We start from the raw sequence: 17,741 nt of genomic DNA on the forward strand, positions 1-17,741 counted from the left end.
GGTCGGGCACAGGGCCCGGTCCGGTCCCAGCAAGGAGCATGTCCCATGAAGAAAATCGTACTCGCCGCAGCTCTCCTCTCCGCTTTCGCCGCCACCGCCGCGCGGGCTGAGGACGAAGGCAAGGCCTGCGATGTTCCGAAGGAAAAGTGGATGACCGAGGACGCCATGAAGGAAAAGGCCAAGGCCCTTGGCCTCGATGTCCGCCAGGTCAAGGTCGAGAACGGCTGCTACGAGGTCTATGCCATCGATGCCAAGGGCAACAAGGTGGAGCAGATCTTCAATCCGGAAACCGGCGAGCAGGTCGGCTCCGAAGGGGAAGAATGATGACCCATGTCACCGTCGATGGCCGGGATGCTCCCGGCCAGCGCGGCCGGGTCAAGGTGTGGGATCCGCTCGTGCGGATCTTCCACTGGTCCCTGGTCGGGCTCTTCGCCTTTTCCTTCCTCACCGGTGACGAGTGGAAAAAGGCGCATATCCTTTCCGGCTATACGATTGCCGGGCTCATCGCCTTCCGCATCCTGTGGGGCCTTGTGGGGACGCATCACGCGCGCTTTTCGAGTTTCATCTACGCGCCGTCCACCATCCTCGCCTTCCTGCGGGACAGCCTGACCTTCAGGGCGAAGCGCTACCTCGGGCACAATCCGGCCGGCGGCGCCATGGTGATCCTGCTTCTCCTGATGATCGCCGGCATCGCCACCACCGGCTACATGATGACGACGGATGCCTACTGGGGGATCGAGTGGGTGGAGGAAACCCACGAGACGCTGGTCTATGCCACCATCGGCCTGATCGTGCTGCATGTGGCGGGCGTCGTTCTCGCCAGCGTCGAACATCGGGAAAATCTGGTCCGTGCCATGGTCACGGGCTGGAAGCGCGCCGAATAGCCAATGCCGGTTGCGGGCGTTCCGCGCGCCATCACGGCCAGTCCTCTACCCCTCATCCGGGGCTGACCGTGAGGGAGACCCGGACCGGGTCTCCCGCCACCAGTCCTTCACTGCGCCTCACATCCGCCTTCACCGGCAACAGGTAGGATCCGCTCTTCGCATCCGGAAACAGGCTCGTGCGAAACCGTTTCCGGCCGATGACGGCCATGACGGGCAGCTGCCCGAAACCTGCCCGCGGACCCGAAAGCACCCGGATTGCCACACCGATTTCCTCCGGCAGAGTGACGAAATGCCATCCGCCCTTGCCCGGATAGAGCCAGAGGAGGGCTTCGAAATCGAAGGAAAGGTCGGGCTCCATCGTCGCTCCTGGGCTCCCCCGCCACAGCACTGCAAGCCCGTGCGCATGGCTCACGCTGCTGGCACGGCGCTGCTCTTTTGAATTCGATGGAGGGAGACTGATCCGAAACGGAAAACTCAGTCCCGCCTCCCGGCAGGCCTTTCGGTCGGGGGCTGCTGCTAGAAGTCGGTCGCGACCCCGCCTTCTTCCTTGCGTTTCGCCACGAAGGCTGCAAGCTCCTCCGCCACGGCCGGATCGATCGGCGGGGCTTCGTATCGGTCCAGGACCTCCTTGAAGATGCGGTTGGCATGATCGTAGGTGGTGGGCCGTCCGGCTTCCGTCCATGTCTCGAAGTTCCGCCAGTCCGAAAGTATCGGCGAGTAGAAGGCGGTCTCGTAGCGCTCCAGCGTGTGCGGCGTTCCGAAGTAATGGCCGCCGGGGCCAACATCCCGGATGGCATCCAGGCCGAGCGCGGCCTCGCTGACATCGAGCGGCTTCAGGAACTCCGCCACCATCTGCAGCAGATCGACGTCGAGGACGAACTTCTCGAAGGATGCGGTCAGTCCGCCCTCGCTCCATCCGGCGGCATGCATGACGAAATTGCCGCCGCCTTGGGTGACTGCCCACAGCGACATCGCGGATTCGTATGCGGCCTGCGCGTCAAGCGTGTTGGCGGCGTTGACGTTCGAGGTGCGATAGGGAACGCCATAGCGCCGTGCCAGCTGGCCGCCGGCAATCACCGCCTTCATGTATTCCGGCGTGCCGAAGGCCGGAGCGCCGGTCTTCATGTCCACGTTCGAGGTGAAGCCGCCATAGATGACAGGTGCACCCTTGCGCACCATCTGCGCGAAGGACAGGCCGCAAAGGGCTTCGGCATTCTGCTGGACGAGCGCACCCGCGACCGTCACCGGAGCCATGGCACCGGCGAGCGTGAAGGGTGTGAGAACAACCACCTGATTGCGCGATGCCATCTCGATGATGCCCTGGAGCATCGGGATGTCGAGCCGCAGCGGCGAGTTGGAATTGATGATGGTGAAGAGCGAGGGTTCGCTGTCCATCTGCTCGGCCGTGATGCCGCGCGCGATGCGGGCAATCTCGAGCGCATCGATGTTCCGCTGCTTCCCGAGCGAATAGGCATGGAATGGCTTGTCCGTCAGCGTCACGATGTCGGACAGGCATTCGAGGTGGCGCACCGAGGCGTGGATGTCGATGGGTTCGACCGGATAGCCGCCGTTCACATGCACCACGTCATAGCTCTGCATGAGCTTCAGCAGCTTGCGGAAATCGGTCTGGTTGCCAGCCCGGCGCCCGCCTTCCCGATCGGCGACGAAGGGCGCGCTGGCGATCTGCGCGAAGACGAGATTGTTGCCGCCCATCCGCACGTTGCGCAGCGGATTGCGGGCATGGAGGGTGAATTCTCCCGGGGCATGGGCCATGTATTCCATGATCAGGCCACGGTCGAAGCGTACGCGTTCGGAACCGGGCGTCACCATCGCTCCGGCGGCCTTCATGATGTCACGCGCTTCGGGAAGCATCACGTCGACGCCGATTTCTTCCAGCACCTGCAGCGAGGCGTTGTGGATATCCTCCAGCGCTTCGGGCGTCAGGATTTCTGTCCGTGCAAGCGTGTTCCGGATGTTCAGATAGGTGGCTGCGGGTGCCTTGCGGGTCCTGTCGGCGCCCCGTCCGCCGCCGCGGCGCGCGCGGCCGGAAGCGGCAGGAGCCTCAGTTGCGGTGGTCGAAACTGTCGCCAAAATGTCGCTCATGGATAACTCGCTGTAATTTCCTCGACACGATTAGTGACAGAATTCAAAACGGCTCGTCCTTGCCATTTGCGACAGGTTCCTGACTTCTTTGGAATAGTGAATGTTCCCTTCGCGACCTTCCTGCCCGCTTCGCTTGAAAGAGATGCTTTCAAGGTTAACGGAATGTTCAAGGGCGCGTGCTATTGCCGGTAGACGAGGGGGAGGTTCGCACCTCAGGAGCATGCGAAATTGACACAGGCACCGGCCGATCTGCTGGGGTTGGCCTGCGACCGGATCCGGAATCTGGACAGGCCGGCCTTCATAAAGGACCACATGCTGCGCTATGTGGCGGCAAACGACGCCTATCTTTCGCTCCATGGAATTCACCCCGGACGCTCCGGCATCTTTCCCACCTACCGTGACCGTATCCGCGAAGGGCGTGAGCGCCAGACGCTGGCGACGGGAGCGGAGGCGCAGGTCACGGTGACGGCACGGGACGGAGCGCCGCTCGGCACGGCCGAAATCGAGCGCTTCGTGACCGATGACGGGTCTTCCTATCTCTTCGGCCAGATGTCTGCCGGCGCCATCGACGATCCGGCGGCCGATCTCGATCACATTCGACAGACCCTCGAGCTTGTGGCGCAGCCCATCCGTATCCTGTCTCCGGATGGACGGCTGCTGGTGGAGAATGCCGCCGCGCGTGCCGGGCTTGCCGCTGATGCGGTCGTCCGGCCCGCCGATGCCACCGTGAAGCGCTCCGTGGAAAACGCGCTGGAGATGCTCGACGTCGGGGTGGCCGTGTTCGACGGGGAGGGGCGCCTCATCTACCGGAATGCCCGGATGGAAAGCCTCTACGGGCCGGTCATCGGGCAGATGCCCATCGGACTGTCGATCGACGATTATTTCGGGGGCATCTACGATTATGGCATGTCGCTCGATCCCTCCACGCCCGAGAAACTGGGATCGCGCGACGACTGGTTGCGCAACCGCCATGCGCTCTTCGAAAACAATTACTCGGAAACGACCGAGCTCGCCTGCGACGGGCGCTGGCTGCGATGCCTGAACCGCCGTCTCGAAAACGGCATGCGCATCCTTGTCCGGCTGGATGTTTCGGATCTCAAGCAACAGGAAATTCTTCTCCGCGAACATGTGGAGCGCAACGAGCTCTATCATTCGATCATCGAGGAGCTGCCCGTCGCCGTCTTCGCGCGCAACAGCGATCATCGCATGGTCTTCGCCAACGCGGCCTTCTGCACCCTATTCGGGCACAGCAGGGAGGAACTGATCGGCCGAACCGAGCTGGAGAGCTACGGCCCCGAGGGCCGCTCCATCCATGAGAACAACGACCGCGTCCTGCGCGAGGACATCACCTCCGCACTCGAGGAAACGCTGTCCCATTCCTCCGGCCGCATCTTCAGTGCCATGTCGCGCACCAGCCGGGTGGATACCGAGAACGGGGACTCCTACGTCGTCGGCTCCGTTGTCGACATCACCGACATCAAGATCCGCGAAGTGGCCCTGCGCGAGGCGCAGGAGCGGGCGGAGAGCCTGAGCCGTGACCTCAGCGGCATCTTGAGCGGTCTTCCGGCCGGCGTGCTCGTATTCGATGAGCATCTGCGCGTGGAATATGCCAACGGGGCCTTCTATGCCGTCTGCGGATTGCCCGCCGACGGGGAAATCCGGGGCTGCTCGGTGCACCATGCCATCGAGCAGATCTATTTCCATGCCATGCCCGATGCGGCGGGTGCCGAACTCCTGCCGGAAAAGCTGTCGCTGGTCTTTGAACGGGGAAGCGAGGCCTCCACCGAATTCTCCACCCGCGAAGGCCGCGCCGTCATGGCGGTTTCGCGAAACCTCACGGGCGGCAAGACGCTGGTGACCTTTGCCGATATCTCCGAGCTGCGCCAGCAGGAGCGGGAAATCACCCAGCAGCAGCGCCGCCTGGAAACCATCGGCCAGATCATGCGCGATACGGCGCGGGTGATGTCGCAAGGGTTGTTCGTCGTCGAGGACGGCATCATCACGCTGTCCAATGCGGCGGCGGCGGAGATGATGTGCCTGCCCCTCGAGCTGGTCGAACCGGGAAGGCACTGGCAGGACAGCTTCCGCCACTGCATGGGCAGAGGCGACTTCGGTACGGAAGAGGAGGCGCTTCGCATCGCGGCCGAGTGGCGGGAAGCCATGCAGAAGACGGGCGCGATAACGGCTTCCTTCATGGCGGATGGCCGGCGGTGGGTGCAGTTCGTGGCGACGCTCAGCGCCCGCGGGCAGGTGATGGTCGTCTTCAACGACCTCTCGGAAATGAAGAACCGGCAGCAGGAGCTCGAGCGCCTGCTGGCCAGAAGCGAGGCGGCAGACAAGGCCAAGAGCGAGTTCCTGGCCAACATGAGCCATGAAATCCGCACCCCCATCAACGGCGTGCTCGGCATGGCGGAGTTGCTGGCCAAGACGGATCTGGACGCGCGCCAGCGCACCTTTACCGAAATCATCAGCAAGTCCGCCAACACCCTTTTGACGATCTTCAACGACATCATCGACTTCTCCAAGATCGATTCCGGCGAGATGGAGCTCAAGCCGCAGCCCTTCGATCCGCTGGAGGCGCTGGAGGATGTCGCGGCCCTGCACAGCGCATCGGCGGCGGAGAAGAATCTCGGCATTCTCATCCGCGCCCCGGCAGACGTGCCGCGCCGGGTCATGGGGGATGCGGGGCGCTTCCGCCAGATCGTCGCGAATTTCCTCAGCAATGCCATTCGCCATACGGAACAGGGCCATGTGCTGATCGCCATGCAGTCCGAAGCCATGCCAGACCGGCGGGTCATGCTGACCGTCCGGGTGGAGGATACAGGGGTGGGCATCGAGCCTGTGCGCCTCAAGACGATCTTCGGCAAGTTTGCCCAGGGCGGCGCATCCGAACAGCGGCATGGCGAGGGGACGGGCCTGGGTTTGGCGATCACGGCCGGGCTGGTGGAACTCTTCGGCGGCACCATCGAGGCGGAAAGCGAACCGGGTGCCGGATCGGCCTTCACCGTGCGCCTGCCGTTGCCGGCGATCGATATCGCGGATACCAAGCGGCCGGTTCCGGTGAATGTCCGTGGCGCTCGTGTTCTCGTCGTGGATGACAATGCGCTCAGCCGGGACATCCTGCTCGACCAGCTTGCCGGCTGGGGCTTCGATTGCTGCGCGGCGGAGGATGCAGCCTCGGCCCGGGCCATCCTCGAAGCGGCCGGAGAAATGGGCGTCCCCGTCGACGCGGTGCTGGTGGATTATCATCTGGTTGGAAGCGAGGCGGCACGGCTTTGCCGCGAGATCAGAACCTGCCGGAAGTTTTCGGATACGGCGCTCGTCCTGCTCGCTTCGATGGATACGGCCGATCACGCGCTGATCGAAGGGCTTCATGTGCAGGCTCACGTGACGAAGCCGGTCCGCGCCAATATTCTTCGCAATACCATGATCGAGGTCCTGCGCATGCGGCAGCTGCGCCGCCCGCACGAGGACCCCAGCGAGCGAACCGGCATCCGGACGGGCGAGGGAACGGCTGCGGCAGGCGGCGAGCTTTCATCCTCCGGCCCGCAAGCCGGGGACAATCGGCCGGTCCGGATTCTCGTTGCGGAAGACAATGACGTGAACGCCTTCGTCTTCCGCCAGATCCTTACCGCAGCGGGCCATCCCTTCGTGCTGGCGGCCAATGGCGAGGAGGCGGTGAAGCTGTGGACCGAGCACCGTCCCGATGTCATTCTCATGGATGTTTCCATGCCCGTGATGGACGGCCTGGAAGCCACGCGGCGCATCCGGCACATGGAGCGTGTGGCCGACATGCCGCCTGCCGTCATTATCGCCGTCACGGCCCACGACACCGAATCCGGCAGGGAGCTCTGTCTCTCGCACGGCATGGATGATTATCTCGCCAAGCCGATCAGCCCGGAAATTCTCGAGGAGAAACTGGAGCGCTGGCTCAAGGCGCCGCACCGGGAAGAGCTTCCGGCGGAGTGATCAAACAGGTCTGATGCCGCAGAGCATCTCGCGTTTCCCGGCAAAGCCTTTCCGTTTTTCCACCTGGAATCCGGCTGCAAGCAGATTGCGCCGCACGAAGCCCGCGGCCGCATAGGTGCCGAAGGTGCCGCCGGGGCGTGTATGGGCGAAAACCTCGGCCATCAGCTCCGCAGACCACATTTCCGCGTTCCGCGCAGGGGCGAAGCCATCCAGATACCAGGCGTCGAAGAGGCGGGTTTCTGCCCTCACACCGTCAAGCGCCTTGCCGCAGACGACGCGCAGGCGGGTCTGTGCATCGAGGTCCAGCGAGACGATGCCCTTCGGCCGGTCGGGCCAGACTTCTGTGAGTGCCCGTCGCTCCCCGTCGATCTCCGGCCAGCGCGCGAGCGCCCGGTCGATATCGCTGCGCTGCATCGGGAAGAGCTCGAAGGATGTGAAGGTCAGATGTCCGCCCTTCGCGCGCGTTTCCTTCCACTGGCGCCATGTCTCGCAGAAATTCAGCGCCGTCCCGAAGCCGAGTTCGCCGATCTCGAAGGCGCCGGCAGTCTGCCAGCGGCCGGGCAGGGCATTTCCGGCAAGGAAAACGTGGCCGCATTCCAGGCGCCCGTCGGTCTGGCAATAAAAGTGATCGCCAAAGGCTTCGCTATAGGGCATATCGCCCTCGCGCCACTCGAGGCGCTCTTCTTCCATTCCGGCAGGGGTCTCGCTCATGGGCACAGGCGATAATCCGGCGGCGGCGATGCGTCAATCGCCGTCTGGCACAAGGGCGGATCTTCTCGTCGTCGGCGGCGGCATCATGGGCCTCTGGGCGGCCGTTCACGCGCGCAGGTCCGGCCTTTCGGTGCTGCTGGTGGAGGAGGGGCGGATCGGCGGCGGCGCCAGCGGCGGTCTGCTGGGCGCGCTGATGCCCCACACGCCGGACCGGTGGAATGCGAAGAAACAGTTCCAGTTCGACGCCCTTCTGGCCCTGGAGGCGGAAGTGGCGCGCCTGGAGGCGGAAACCGGCCATTCCACCGGCTATTGCCGTGCCGGGCGGCTGATACCGCTTCCGAAACCTCATCTGCGCGACATGGCGCGCCAGCACGAAGCCGACGCTGCCCGCCACTGGCTGGCAGACGGGCGCCGCTTCCATTGGCATGTCCGCGAGGCGAGCGAGGCGGGGGAGCGCCTCTCGGGCGGCGATCTCGCCTGTGGTTTTGTCGAGGATACCTTCGCGGCCCGGATCGATCCGCGACGCTTTGCGGGCGCGCTCCGCGCCCTGCTCGAAAGAGATAACGAGGTCTCGCTTCTGGAAGGCAGGGGTGTTTCGGCGCTCGATCCCTCTCTGGGAACTGCCCGGCTTTCCTGCGGTCTCCAGGTGGCCTTCGGCCATGCGGTCATCGCTGCCGGTCATCTGTCCGGGCGCCTCGTCGAGCCTCTGGTCGGCCCCTTCCGCAAGCCGCTCGTGGTGCCGGTCAAGGGGCAGTCGGCGCTCCTCGCCGCCGATCTCGGTGCTGATGCGCCGGTTATCTACCGCGACGGGCTCTATGTGGTACCGCACGAGGGCGGGCGCGTAGCGATCGGCAGCACCAGCGAGAACCGCTTCGACGAACCGTTCGCCACCGATGCTCAGCTCGACGCGCTGATCGATGCCGCGCGGGCGCTGGTTCCGCAGCTTCGGTCCGCCGCGGTGATGGAGCGCTGGGCCGGTCTCAGGCCGAAGGCGACCGGGCGCGATCCTCTCGCGGGGCCACTTCCCGGGATCGACCGCGTCAGCATGCTGACCGGCGGTTTCAAGGTCAGCTTCGGCATCGCGCATGCGGTGGCCGAGGCGGTGGTGGCAACGATGGTGGCTTCCGCAAGCGAGACGGGTCTGCCGGAGAGTTTTTCACCCGCAAGCCATCTGCGGGAGGCAGGTTCTCCCGCATATCCAGCCGGTTGAGCCCCGATTGTCCCCGGTTTCGTTCGGGGTCCGCTCTCGACAATCGGCTTCGGAATGATACCGTCAGGGCATCGATATTCAGAAGGTGCCCTATGGATTTTTCTAACTATCCCCGCGATATGCGCGGCTATGGCCGGGACATGCCCGACGCGAAATGGCCGGGCGGCGCCCGCGTGGCCGTGCAGTTCGTCGTCAACTACGAGGAAGGCGGCGAAAACAACATCATCCACGGCGATGCGGCTTCGGAAGCCTTTCTTTCGGAGATCGTCGGTGCCCAGCCCTGGCCCGGCCAGCGGCATTTCAACATGGAATCGATCTACGAATACGGGTCGCGCGCCGGCTTCTGGCGCCTGTGGCGGCTGTTTCAGGAAAAGCAGATTCCGGCCACCGTCTATGCGGTTGCGACCGCCATTGCCCGCAGCCCCGATGCCATCGAGGGCATGAAGGAGGCCGGCTGGGAAATCGCCTCGCACGGCTACAAGTGGATCGACTACAAGGATTACACTTACGAGGCGGAGAAGGAGCATTTCCGCCTGGCCATGGAGCTGCACGAAAAGGTGACGGGGGAGCGCCCGCTCGGCTGGTATACGGGCCGCGCCTCCATGCATACGGAGCGCCTGGCCATGGAAGACGGCGGGCTTCTCTATTCCTCCGACAGCTATGCGGACGACCTGCCCTACTGGATCAAGGGGAAGACGCCCGACAAGCCGCACCTCATCATTCCCTACACGCTCGATGCCAATGACATGCGATTTGCGACCGCGCAGGGCTTCAATACCGGATCGCATTTCGAGGACTACCTCAAGGACAGCTTCGATGCGCTCTATCAGGAGGGTGTCGAAGGCAAGCCCAAGATGATGTCGATCGGCCTCCATTGCCGGCTCGTGGGCCGTCCGGGCCGCATCCAGGGCCTGCGCCGCTTCATCGACTACATCCAGAGCCACGAGAAGGTGTGGATTCCCCGCCGCGTCGACATCGCCCGCCACTGGCACGCCCATCACAAGCCGGAGACGCTGTAATGATCGGTCGCAAGGAGTTCGTGGATCGCTTCGGCGGCATCGTCGAGCATTCTCCCTTCATCGCGGAACGCGCCTTCGATGCCGGGACGGTCACCGAACCGCTGACGGCGGCCAGCGTTCATGCGGCACTTGTCGGGGCGTTCCGGGCTGCAAGCCACGAGGAACGCCTCGGCGTGCTGCGCGCCCATCCCGACCTTGCCGGACGCCTGGCGATTGCCGGCGAATTGACCGAGGACTCGAAGAAGGAACAGGCCGGTGCCGGCCTCGACCGGCTGACGCCCGAGGAGCACCGTCGCTTCACCGAACTCAACGATGCCTATCAGGCGCGCTTCGGCTTTCCCTTCATCATCGCGGTCAAGGGTCTCGATCGCCACGACATTCTCACGGCCTTCGAAAAGCGGGTCGGCAACACGCAGGAAGAGGAATTCGCCACCGCCTGCGCGCAGGTGGAGCGGATCGTCCGGCTGCGCCTGGACGCTCTTCTGCCGGAGGCATGATGAGCGAGCGGCTTGCGATCGAACCCCTGACCCGCGAGGCATTCGCGCCCTTCGGCGACGTCATCGAATGCCGTGCCGACAGCATCCGCATGATCAACGGCGGCACGACGGAACGTCACCATGCGCTGGCGCGGCCGGAGGTGGTCGGCGAAGGCGCTTCGGTGATCCTCAACATCTTCCGGGGACAGCCGCGCCGCTTTCCCTACAGCCTCGACATGATGGAGCGGCATCCGCTCGGCAGCCAGAGCTTTTCCCCGCTCTCCGGCAGGCCCTATCTCGTGGTCGTCTCGCCTGACGAGGATGGACGTCCCGGACGTCCCCGGGTGTTCCTGGCCGGCGCGCATCAGGGCGTGAACTATCACCGCAATGTCTGGCACCATCCGCTGATGGCGCTCGGGACGGTCTGCGACTTCCTGATTGCGGACCGCGAAGGCCCCGGCAACAATCTCGAAGAGTTCTTCTTCGACAACCCCTATGAAATCGAGGAGCCGACCCCATGACCGGCCTGACCACCCATGTGCTCGACACCGCGCTCGGCAAGCCTGCCGAGGGACTGGAGATCGATCTCTACCGGCTGCACGGCGACCAGCGCGAGAAGATCCGCACCGTCGCCACCAATTCCGACGGCCGCGTCGATGGGGGTCCGATCCTGATCGGTGACAGCTTCCTCGTCGGCGAATACGAGCTTGTGTTCAAGGCAGGAGACTATCTCCGCCGGCTGGGAACGCGGCTCACCGATCCGCCATTCCTCGACGTGATCCCCATCCGTTTCGGAATCTCGGACACGACGGCCCACTACCACGTGCCCCTGCTGCTCTCGCCCTATGGGTATTCCACCTACAGGGGGAGCTGACGGCTTGAAGAGTGGTTACTTGTACGATATGTTGTACAGGTTAAATGGAGGTATCCATGCAGTCGGTCAATTTTTCAAAGGCACGGGAAGAACTGGCGAGCCTTCTGGATACGGTGACGCGTGACCGCGTGCCGGTCGAGATCACCCGACGCGACAAGTCCTCCGTCATCATGGTCGACAAGGATGAATATGAAGGCATGCTGGAAACGCTCCACCTGCTTTCGTCTCCCGCCAATGCCCGGCACCTGCTGGATGCGGTTGCCGATATCGCTGCCAATCGCAATCTCGTCAGCCACGATCCTGTTGAGTAAACGGGATGAAGCTGCAGTGGGCTCCCACGGTTTGGGAAGACTATGTCTATTGGCAGCAGACAGACATGAAGGTGGTTGCCCGCATCAATGAACTGTTGCGCGATGCGATGCGCCATCCCTTCGAGGGCATCGGCAAGCCTGAGCCGCTCAAAGGCCAATTGCGCGGCTTCTGGTCACGACGGATCACGCAGGAGCATAGGCTGGTTTATACGGTTCGCGGCACGGGCGCAGACGCCGTGCTGATTGTCGCCCAGTGCCGCTACCATTATTGAATGCGAACAGGAGCGTGTCATCGGTCCGATGACCGGCCTCCGCGCCCGGCGTTCAGCCGGCAATGCCGATTGTCGATTTCGAAGCCTTTCCTGCCACATAGGTTTCCACCACCGAACGGTCGTCGCCGAGTGTCTGGAGCAGGAAGAGCTCTTCCGAGAGCGTGGAGACCGCCTCCATCTTCAGCGCCATGGCAGGTGTGGCTGCGGCATTGAGGACGACGAGGTCGGCGTCCGTGCCCGGTTCCAGCGTGCCGATCCGGTCGGAGAGGGAGAGGGCCTCCGCATTGCCGAGGGTCGCGAAGTAGAAGCTTTCGAAGGGGTTGAGGCGCTCGCCCAGCAGCTGCTGGATCTTGTAGGCCTCGTCCAGCGTGCGCAGCATGGAATAGCTGGTGCCGCCGCCGATATCGGTTGCAAAGGCGACGCGCACCGGCTTTTCGCGCTGCGTCAGGCGGCGGAGGGGAAAGAGGCCGGAGCCGAGGAAAAGGTTCGACGTCGGGCAGTGAACGGCGACCGAACCGCTCTCGCTCATCACGTCCGCCTCCCGGTCGGAGAGATGGATGCAGTGGCCGAAAAGGCTCTTCGGCCCCAGCAGGCCATAGCGGTCGTAGATATCGGTGTAGTCCTTCGCGTCGGGATAGAGCGAGCAGGTGAACTCGATCTCTTCGCGGTTCTCGGAAAGATGGGTCTGGACGTGGAGGTCCGGATATTCGCGGGCAAGCGCGCCCGAAGCCTCCATCTGCTCCGGCGTGGACGTGATGGCAAAGCGCGGCGTGATCGCCACATGGTTGCGACCCTTGCCGTGCCAGTCCGAGATCACCTGCTTCGTGTCGTCGTAGCCGGATCGGGCGGTATCGCGCAGGGCCTCGGGCGCGTTGCGGTCCATCATCACCTTGCCGGCGATCATCCGCATGTTGCGCTTCAGGCTCTCGGCGAAGAAGGCATCGGCGGAGGCCTTGTGCACCGAGCAATTGGCAACCGCCGTCGTCGTGCCATGCCGCAGCATCTCGTCGAAGAAACGCACCGCAATGCGCGCGCCATGGGCGGGATCGGCGAAGCGCTGCTCCTCGATGAAGGTATAGGTGTTCAGCCATTCCAGCAGGTTGGCGGCATAGGAGCCGATCACCTGCATTTGCGGAAAATGAAGATGGGTGTCGATGAAGCCGGGCAGGATCAGGTGCGGGCGGTGATCCACCTCCGGCACGCCGTCTTCCGCTTCCTCGATCACCTCGCCATAGCTGCCGGATGCCCGGATCGTGCCGTCGACGACGAGAACCGCCCCGTCAGGCTCGTAAGAGTAGCTCGCCGCATCGTCCCGCGAGAGCGGCGCCCGCTTGAAGGAGAGAAGGCGCCCACGGATCAGCAGCGAGGTCATTGGGTCTTCTCCCCGGAAACGGCGGTTTCGTACCAGGCGACGATCAGCCGGCGCTCCTCGGGGGTCAGGTCGGTGACGTTGCCCGGCGGCATGGCGTGGCTGCGGCCGGCCTGAAGATAGATTTCGCGGGCATGGGAGGCGATCTCCGCCTCGCTCTCGAGCTTGACCTGCTTCGGCGGTCGGGCAAGCCCTTCCCATACGGGCTCTGCCGCATGGCACATGGAGCAGCGGGCCGAGACGGTTTCGACCACGGCGCCGAAATGCTGGTTGGAGGCAAAGCGCTGGAAGACAGGAGCGGCTGCGGCATTCTCCTCACCGCCGGTCAGGGCCTTCGGCACGGTCGAAAGCCACATGATGACGATGAAGATCAGAAGCGTCACGATCCATGTCCAGGTGGGGCGCCCCTTGCGGGCATGGGTGGTGTTGAACCAGTGCCGGATCGTCACGCCCATCAGGAAGACGAGCGCGGCGATCACCCAGTTGAACTCCGTGGCAAATGCCAGCGGATAGTGGTTCGACAGCATGAAGAAGATGACCGGCAGGGTCAGGTAGTTGTTGTGCAGCGAGCGCTGTTTGGCAATCACGCCATATTTCGGGTCTGGCGTGCGCCCGGCGATCAGGTCCGCCACGACGATCTTCTGGTTGGGGATGATGATGAAGAACACGTTGGCGGACATGATCGTCGCGGTAAATGCGCCAAGATGCAGGAAGGCGGCGCGACCGGTGAAGACCTGCGTATAGCCCCAGGCCATGGCGACGAGCGCCACATAGAGAACGGCCATCAGGCCCCAGATGTTCTTGCCGAGAGGCGACTTGCAGAGCTGGTCATAGATGATCCAGCCGATGGCGAGCGAGGCCATGGAAAGGCCGATGGCCTGCCACTGGGTAAGATCCAGAACGTGCCGGTCGATGAGGAACAGGTCCGCCCCGCCGTAATAGACCACGGCCAGCATGGCGAAGCCGGAAAGCCAGGTCATGTAGCTTTCCCACTTGAACCACGTCAGGTGCTCCGGCATCTGCGCGGGCGCCACCAGATATTTCTGGATGTGATAGAAACCGCCCCCGTGAACCTGCCACTCCTCGCCATAGGCCCCCACGGGCAGATGATCCCGCTTCACGAGACCGAGATCCAGCGCGATGAAATAGAAGGATGAGCCGATCCAGGCGATAGCGGTCACGACATGGAGCCAGCGCACCGCAAAGGCAAGCCATTCCCACGCTATGGCATATTCGTACATCCGGTCCCCCTGCATTCGCTGTTTTCGCTTCAAACTGCGCAAAAAGCAGCCGAAAGGGAAGGGGGAAGCATGGGAAACATGGGGATGGCAGCCCCGGGGGCGCTGGCTCTGCCTCTAAATTCAATCGTGGCAGGGCCGTTTCTAGAGATAGAGCGTCCGCGTGCCGAACGGCGCTTGCGCATCGAATCCCTCGCTGGAGGGCGCAAGAAGCCGTGCCTGTTCCTCGGCGGCCCTCGCCTGCGCGTTGCCGTCTCCGGATGCATCCCGCCTGGTCTTCAGCTCCTCGATCTGCCTTTCCAGCATGTCAATCTCGGCCTGGAGTGCGGCTTTCTCCGGTTCCGACCTCGCCCTGGCGAGGGCGCTGCGCTTGGCTGACAGCGCGGACTGCAGATCGGCAAGCCGGCTGCCTTCCGAAGAGGATACGCCGGCCCCGGACGCGGAAAGGGAAACGGCGGTGGCACCTGTAACACTGCTCATGAAATTCCCCTTAAAATATCTAAATTAGGAAATCATATTTTACCGCCATGAACAAAAGGTAAATGCAACGGGCCGTTCGCGCGACTGTTGCACCTGTTCAGGTAAAGTCGCGGGCGACTTCGGACAGGATCCAGTCCCGAAAGAGGCGTATCTTGCGAGCGCCTGCGCGTGCCTTCGGATAGGCCAGCCAGTGCGCGGAGCGATCGCTGGAGAGCTGCGGAAAGGGGGTGACCAACAGGCCGGCCGCAATTTCCGCGCGGTAGAAGCCGGGCGTGAGGATGGCGACACCCTGTCCGGCCATGGCGGCGTTGGCTTCCAGCATCTGCGCGCCGAACTGGTTTGGCGGCTGATCCTTCAGGTCCGGCTCGGGCACGCCCGCCTCCCGGAACCAGTGCAGCCACCAGGGGTCGCGCGGGTCGAGAATGGGCAGGCGCAGCAGGTCGGCCGGATGGTCGAGCGGCCCCGCTTTTGCAAGCAGTGCCGGCGAGAGCATGGGCGTAAAGTCGGTCTGGAAGAGCTTGTGCGCCTCCAGTCCCGGCCAGTTGCCATCCCCGACACGAATGGCGATGTCGATAGGGTCGCTGTCGAAATAGCACATGCGGTGGGTGGAGAAGAGCTGCAGCGCCATGCCAGGATTTCGCTGGTGGAAGGACACAAGATGCCGCGTCAGCCACTGGGCGGTAAAGGTGGGGGTCGCGGTCAGCACGATGGTTCCGTCATCGTCGCGGGTGAAACTGCCGATGGCCTTTCTCAGCATCGTGAAGGCCTCGGAAACTTCGGGCAGGAGGCGCTCGCCCGCGGGCGTCAGGGCGATCTGCCGGGGTTTCCGGACGAAAAGCGGTCTTCCGAGCTGCTCTTCGAGGAGCCGGATCTGGTAGCTCACGGCCGCCTGCGTCAGGCCGAGTTCTTCTCCGGCCTTGGTGAAGCTCATCAGGCGGGCTGTGGCTTCAAAGGCGCGCAGGGCGTTGAGAGGAAGTTGCTTTGGCGTGGTCATGCATAAGGCAGTTTAATCCATAGCCGAAATCATTCAATTGGATTTTCAGCGTTTTCAGGGCCAGACTGTCATCATGGATCAAGAAAAGGAGATATGCCATGACGACGGCAGCACGCCGGCGCACGCTCGTGATGCGCCTTGCAGACCGTATTTCCTCGCTGGCCGGCTTCGGAACAGGGGAGACGCTCCCGCGTCTTGACCGGGACGACATGCCGGACTGGCAGCAGCGCGACCTGGGCTTCCGGGACGGGAACCCCAGCATCCGCGACGATATCCTGATGCGCTAGGCGCGGAGGGTCATCCTGTGAATGGCCATGCCGAGGAACATGGCGCCGAGAAACAGGAAGACGCCTGTCTGTCCGCTGATCGTCGCGACGAGGGCAGGACCCGGGCAGAAGCCGGCAATGCCCCAGCCGATGCCGAAGATCACGGCGCCGCCGATCAGGCGGCGATCGATCCGGTTTCCTTCCGGCAGATGGTAGCCTTCGTCGAAGACCGGCCTGCTTCGCTGGCGCGAGAGCCAGTAGGCGAGGGCCGAGACCGGCAGGGCGCCGGCGAAAACGAAGGCCGCAGAGGGATCCCACGTGCCGAAGAGATCCAGAAACCCGAGCACCCGGCTGGGGTTGATCATGTCGGAGACGGTGAGGCCGATGCCGAACAACAGGCCGCAGAGCAGGGTCGCGACGTAACGCATCAGAAGCCTCCCAGACCGTGGCGCACGATGAAAACGGTCACCATCGCCGTGGCCATGAAGGTGAGCGTCGCAACGATGGAGCGCTTCGAAAGACGCGCCATGCCGCACACGCCATGCCCGCTCGTGCAACCGGAGCCCAGCCGGGAGCCGAACCCCACCAGCAGGCCGGCGACTGCCAGTGGAAGCGCCGGGACGGGCAGCACCACCTCCGGCATCCGCACGAAATGTGCGGCGAGCCAGGCCCCGCCTATCAGCCCGAGAACGAAAATCGCAGCCTGCGGACGGAAGCCGCGCCGCGAAAGGCCGGTCGCACCCGCCGCCAGCTCGGAAATTCCGGCGACCCGCCCGGCGAGCAGCAGGTAGAGCCCGGCCGAAAGGCCGATCAGTGCACCGCCCGCAAGCGGCCAGAGGGGGTGAAGAGGCTCCATGCGTCTATCTCCGTCCTGAACCGACGGGGAGGTAGGCGCTCTTGTGTGTCAGTGCAAATAGTTTTTTATGAAAACTAGTTCGCAGCCGGCGTTCCCTTGCTCCGGTCTGCTCTGATGATTCGTGCTTTCCGCAGCTGTGCTCGGGCCGATGTCAATTACGGGTAATCTTCCGCTTTCTCGCATTGTGAGCGCCGCCTTGCCTGCGATAGACCGTTAACAAATGGTAAACTGCTTCGGCCATGAAAAGCCGCAGCCACTTTGGAACGGACAGCCGCCATGACCAGCGTGACCCCGACTTCTCCCGTCGTCGTTCAGAAAACGGTCTCCGTGAGGCCTGAAGCCATCGCTGAGGGCGGGCTTGGCGATCTGTTGTCGCCCGAGCCGGCGCGTGCCCGCGCTGCCCTCTCGCCTGCAGCCGAGCCCCCCGGGCCGTCCCTGGAGCGGATGATGGGCAAGGCCATGGACATCCTGACCATGATGCAGGCCGATCGCACAGGTGATGCGGATGCTCCCGAACCCGCCTTCGAAGTTGCGGAAGGCGATGCGGACATGGAGATGCTGTTTCAGACGCTTGGAATTCAGGGCAGCGAATCTGCCACGCGCGCCGATCTCGAAGCGGCCCGGCAGGAGCTCCCACCGGTGGGTGACAGTGCAGCCGAGTTGCTGCGTCTTCTCGGCGGCAGGGACGGGCCGGAGGAAGTCTGACCGC

General features: G+C 63.7%; 21 protein-coding genes. 12 read left to right on the plus strand and 9 right to left on the minus strand.

Annotation, left to right across the window (positions count from 1 at the left end):
* The first annotated feature begins 45 nt into the window (after positions 1 to 45).
* Entirely contained in the window at positions 46 to 324 is a 279-nt protein-coding gene (locus GGR23_RS02265) for a PepSY domain-containing protein (protein ID WP_183364488.1), read from the plus strand.
* Positions 324 to 884: a cytochrome b/b6 domain-containing protein gene (locus GGR23_RS02270; RefSeq protein ID WP_246364848.1), complete on the plus strand. Its 561-nt coding sequence runs from the start codon at positions 324 to 326 to the stop codon at positions 882 to 884. The genes GGR23_RS02265 and GGR23_RS02270 overlap by 1 nt, the downstream gene beginning before the upstream one ends.
* Positions 885 to 936: 52 nt before the next feature.
* On the opposite strand, the gene GGR23_RS02275 is transcribed toward GGR23_RS02270, so the two are convergent.
* Together GGR23_RS02275 and GGR23_RS02280 are read right to left on the minus strand one after the other, a co-directional pair.
* Positions 937 to 1,242 (minus strand): DUF1905 domain-containing protein, encoded by a 306-nt coding sequence (locus tag GGR23_RS02275; RefSeq protein ID WP_183364490.1) that lies wholly within the window; start codon positions 1,240 to 1,242, stop codon positions 937 to 939.
* Between the two features lie 158 nt (positions 1,243 to 1,400).
* On the minus strand, positions 1,401 to 2,987 hold the full coding sequence (locus GGR23_RS02280; RefSeq protein WP_183364491.1) for a trimethylamine methyltransferase family protein: 1,587 nt from the start codon (positions 2,985 to 2,987) through the stop codon (positions 1,401 to 1,403).
* Between the two features lie 228 nt (positions 2,988 to 3,215).
* Here GGR23_RS02280 and GGR23_RS02285 point away from each other — a divergent pair, with 228 nt between their 5' ends.
* Positions 3,216 to 6,956, plus strand: a complete 3,741-nt coding sequence (locus GGR23_RS02285; protein WP_183364492.1) for a response regulator — start codon at positions 3,216 to 3,218, stop codon at positions 6,954 to 6,956.
* Here GGR23_RS02285 and mnmC2 read toward each other — a convergent pair whose 3' ends face one another.
* Positions 6,957 to 7,667 carry a tRNA (5-methylaminomethyl-2-thiouridine)(34)-methyltransferase MnmC2 gene (gene mnmC2, locus GGR23_RS02290; protein WP_183364493.1) on the minus strand — a complete coding sequence of 237 codons (711 nt, stop codon included), beginning with the start codon at positions 7,665 to 7,667 and terminating at the stop codon, positions 6,957 to 6,959. It lies immediately after the preceding gene.
* Here mnmC2 and GGR23_RS02295 point away from each other — a divergent pair.
* The 7 genes from GGR23_RS02295 (at position 7,666) to GGR23_RS02325 (ending at position 11,829) form a co-directional block, all read left to right on the plus strand.
* Positions 7,666 to 8,877, plus strand: coding sequence for an NAD(P)/FAD-dependent oxidoreductase (locus GGR23_RS02295; RefSeq protein ID WP_183364494.1), 1,212 nt, complete (start codon positions 7,666 to 7,668; stop codon positions 8,875 to 8,877). The genes mnmC2 and GGR23_RS02295 overlap by 2 nt on opposite strands.
* 92 nt (positions 8,878 to 8,969) lie before the next feature.
* The gene (gene puuE, locus GGR23_RS02300) at positions 8,970 to 9,896 is read left to right on the plus strand and encodes an allantoinase PuuE (protein WP_183364495.1); all 927 of its coding nucleotides are present in this window, start codon (positions 8,970 to 8,972) and stop codon (positions 9,894 to 9,896) included.
* On the plus strand, positions 9,896 to 10,393 hold the full coding sequence (gene uraD, locus GGR23_RS02305; RefSeq protein ID WP_183364496.1) for a 2-oxo-4-hydroxy-4-carboxy-5-ureidoimidazoline decarboxylase: 498 nt from the start codon (positions 9,896 to 9,898) through the stop codon (positions 10,391 to 10,393). The genes puuE and uraD overlap by 1 nt, the downstream gene beginning before the upstream one ends.
* On the plus strand, positions 10,393 to 10,893 hold the full coding sequence (locus GGR23_RS02310) for an ureidoglycolate lyase (protein WP_183364497.1): 501 nt from the start codon (positions 10,393 to 10,395) through the stop codon (positions 10,891 to 10,893). The genes uraD and GGR23_RS02310 overlap by 1 nt, the downstream gene beginning before the upstream one ends.
* On the plus strand, positions 10,890 to 11,246 hold the full coding sequence (gene uraH, locus GGR23_RS02315; protein WP_183364498.1) for a hydroxyisourate hydrolase: 357 nt from the start codon (positions 10,890 to 10,892) through the stop codon (positions 11,244 to 11,246). Before GGR23_RS02310 ends, uraH begins: the two co-directional genes overlap by 4 nt.
* A 56-nt stretch (positions 11,247 to 11,302) precedes the next feature.
* On the plus strand, positions 11,303 to 11,557 hold the full coding sequence (locus tag GGR23_RS02320) for a type II toxin-antitoxin system Phd/YefM family antitoxin (protein ID WP_183364499.1): 255 nt from the start codon (positions 11,303 to 11,305) through the stop codon (positions 11,555 to 11,557).
* A gap of 5 nt (positions 11,558 to 11,562) precedes the next feature.
* The gene (locus tag GGR23_RS02325) at positions 11,563 to 11,829 is read left to right on the plus strand and encodes a Txe/YoeB family addiction module toxin (protein WP_183364500.1); all 267 of its coding nucleotides are present in this window, start codon (positions 11,563 to 11,565) and stop codon (positions 11,827 to 11,829) included.
* A gap of 52 nt (positions 11,830 to 11,881) precedes the next feature.
* On the opposite strand, the gene guaD is transcribed toward GGR23_RS02325, so the two are convergent.
* The 4 genes from guaD to GGR23_RS02345 form a co-directional block, all read right to left on the minus strand.
* The gene (gene guaD / locus GGR23_RS02330) at positions 11,882 to 13,201 is read right to left on the minus strand and encodes a guanine deaminase (protein ID WP_183364501.1); all 1,320 of its coding nucleotides are present in this window, start codon (positions 13,199 to 13,201) and stop codon (positions 11,882 to 11,884) included.
* A complete protein-coding gene (gene puuD / locus GGR23_RS02335; protein WP_183364502.1) occupies positions 13,198 to 14,439 on the minus strand; it encodes a urate hydroxylase PuuD in 1,242 nt (413 codons plus the stop codon). Before puuD ends, guaD begins: the two co-directional genes overlap by 4 nt.
* 141 nt (positions 14,440 to 14,580) lie before the next feature.
* Positions 14,581 to 14,916 (minus strand): hypothetical protein, encoded by a 336-nt coding sequence (locus tag GGR23_RS02340; RefSeq protein WP_183364503.1) that lies wholly within the window; start codon positions 14,914 to 14,916, stop codon positions 14,581 to 14,583.
* Positions 14,917 to 15,013: 97 nt separating this feature from the next.
* Positions 15,014 to 15,910: a LysR substrate-binding domain-containing protein gene (locus tag GGR23_RS02345; protein WP_183364504.1), complete on the minus strand. Its 897-nt coding sequence runs from the start codon at positions 15,908 to 15,910 to the stop codon at positions 15,014 to 15,016.
* 98 nt (positions 15,911 to 16,008) lie between these two features.
* Here GGR23_RS02345 and GGR23_RS02350 point away from each other — a divergent pair, with 98 nt between their 5' ends.
* Complete coding sequence (locus GGR23_RS02350) at positions 16,009 to 16,197, plus strand: hypothetical protein (protein ID WP_183364505.1); 189 nt, start codon at positions 16,009 to 16,011, stop codon at positions 16,195 to 16,197.
* On the opposite strand, the gene GGR23_RS02355 is transcribed toward GGR23_RS02350, so the two are convergent.
* Complete coding sequence (locus tag GGR23_RS02355) at positions 16,194 to 16,604, minus strand: DUF6691 family protein (protein ID WP_183364506.1); 411 nt, start codon at positions 16,602 to 16,604, stop codon at positions 16,194 to 16,196. The two genes, GGR23_RS02350 and GGR23_RS02355, sit on opposite strands and share 4 nt — an antisense overlap.
* Entirely contained in the window at positions 16,604 to 17,032 is a 429-nt protein-coding gene (locus tag GGR23_RS02360) for a YeeE/YedE family protein (RefSeq protein WP_183364507.1), read from the minus strand. The genes GGR23_RS02355 and GGR23_RS02360 overlap by 1 nt, the downstream gene beginning before the upstream one ends.
* Before the next feature lie 276 nt (positions 17,033 to 17,308).
* On the opposite strand from GGR23_RS02360, the gene GGR23_RS02365 reads away from it, so the two are divergent.
* Positions 17,309 to 17,737, plus strand: coding sequence for a hypothetical protein (locus GGR23_RS02365; protein ID WP_183364508.1), 429 nt, complete (start codon positions 17,309 to 17,311; stop codon positions 17,735 to 17,737).
* Positions 17,738 to 17,741 lie beyond the last annotated feature (4 nt).

This window comes from Gellertiella hungarica, from assembly GCF_014197145.1.
GTDB classification, from domain to species: domain Bacteria; phylum Pseudomonadota; class Alphaproteobacteria; order Rhizobiales; family Rhizobiaceae; genus Gellertiella; species Gellertiella hungarica.

What these genes read in the sequence shown, in the direction of transcription:
- GGR23_RS02265 (WP_183364488.1), top strand. Translation starts at nt 46, where the DNA reads ATGAAGAAAATCGTACTCGCCGCAGCTCTCCTCTCCGCTTTCGCCGCC.
- GGR23_RS02365 (WP_183364508.1), top strand. Translation starts at nt 17,309, where the DNA reads ATGACCAGCGTGACCCCGACTTCTCCCGTCGTCGTTCAGAAAACGGTC.
- GGR23_RS02360 (WP_183364507.1), bottom strand. Translation starts at nt 17,032, where the DNA reads ATGGAGCCTCTTCACCCCCTCTGGCCGCTTGCGGGCGGTGCACTGATC.
- GGR23_RS02345 (WP_183364504.1), bottom strand. Translation starts at nt 15,910, where the DNA reads ATGACCACGCCAAAGCAACTTCCTCTCAACGCCCTGCGCGCCTTTGAA.
- GGR23_RS02320 (WP_183364499.1), top strand. Translation starts at nt 11,303, where the DNA reads ATGCAGTCGGTCAATTTTTCAAAGGCACGGGAAGAACTGGCGAGCCTT.
- GGR23_RS02340 (WP_183364503.1), bottom strand. Translation starts at nt 14,916, where the DNA reads ATGAGCAGTGTTACAGGTGCCACCGCCGTTTCCCTTTCCGCGTCCGGG.
- guaD (WP_183364501.1), bottom strand. Translation starts at nt 13,201, where the DNA reads ATGACCTCGCTGCTGATCCGTGGGCGCCTTCTCTCCTTCAAGCGGGCG.
- GGR23_RS02325 (WP_183364500.1), top strand. Translation starts at nt 11,563, where the DNA reads ATGAAGCTGCAGTGGGCTCCCACGGTTTGGGAAGACTATGTCTATTGG.
- GGR23_RS02310 (WP_183364497.1), top strand. Translation starts at nt 10,393, where the DNA reads ATGAGCGAGCGGCTTGCGATCGAACCCCTGACCCGCGAGGCATTCGCG.
- mnmC2 (WP_183364493.1), bottom strand. Translation starts at nt 7,667, where the DNA reads ATGAGCGAGACCCCTGCCGGAATGGAAGAAGAGCGCCTCGAGTGGCGC.
- GGR23_RS02295 (WP_183364494.1), top strand. Translation starts at nt 7,666, where the DNA reads ATGGGCACAGGCGATAATCCGGCGGCGGCGATGCGTCAATCGCCGTCT.
- GGR23_RS02350 (WP_183364505.1), top strand. Translation starts at nt 16,009, where the DNA reads ATGACGACGGCAGCACGCCGGCGCACGCTCGTGATGCGCCTTGCAGAC.
- uraH (WP_183364498.1), top strand. Translation starts at nt 10,890, where the DNA reads ATGACCGGCCTGACCACCCATGTGCTCGACACCGCGCTCGGCAAGCCT.
- puuE (WP_183364495.1), top strand. Translation starts at nt 8,970, where the DNA reads ATGGATTTTTCTAACTATCCCCGCGATATGCGCGGCTATGGCCGGGAC.
- GGR23_RS02280 (WP_183364491.1), bottom strand. Translation starts at nt 2,987, where the DNA reads ATGAGCGACATTTTGGCGACAGTTTCGACCACCGCAACTGAGGCTCCT.
- GGR23_RS02355 (WP_183364506.1), bottom strand. Translation starts at nt 16,604, where the DNA reads ATGCGTTACGTCGCGACCCTGCTCTGCGGCCTGTTGTTCGGCATCGGC.
- uraD (WP_183364496.1), top strand. Translation starts at nt 9,896, where the DNA reads ATGATCGGTCGCAAGGAGTTCGTGGATCGCTTCGGCGGCATCGTCGAG.
- puuD (WP_183364502.1), bottom strand. Translation starts at nt 14,439, where the DNA reads ATGTACGAATATGCCATAGCGTGGGAATGGCTTGCCTTTGCGGTGCGC.
- GGR23_RS02275 (WP_183364490.1), bottom strand. Translation starts at nt 1,242, where the DNA reads ATGGAGCCCGACCTTTCCTTCGATTTCGAAGCCCTCCTCTGGCTCTAT.
- GGR23_RS02270 (WP_246364848.1), top strand. Translation starts at nt 324, where the DNA reads ATGACCCATGTCACCGTCGATGGCCGGGATGCTCCCGGCCAGCGCGGC.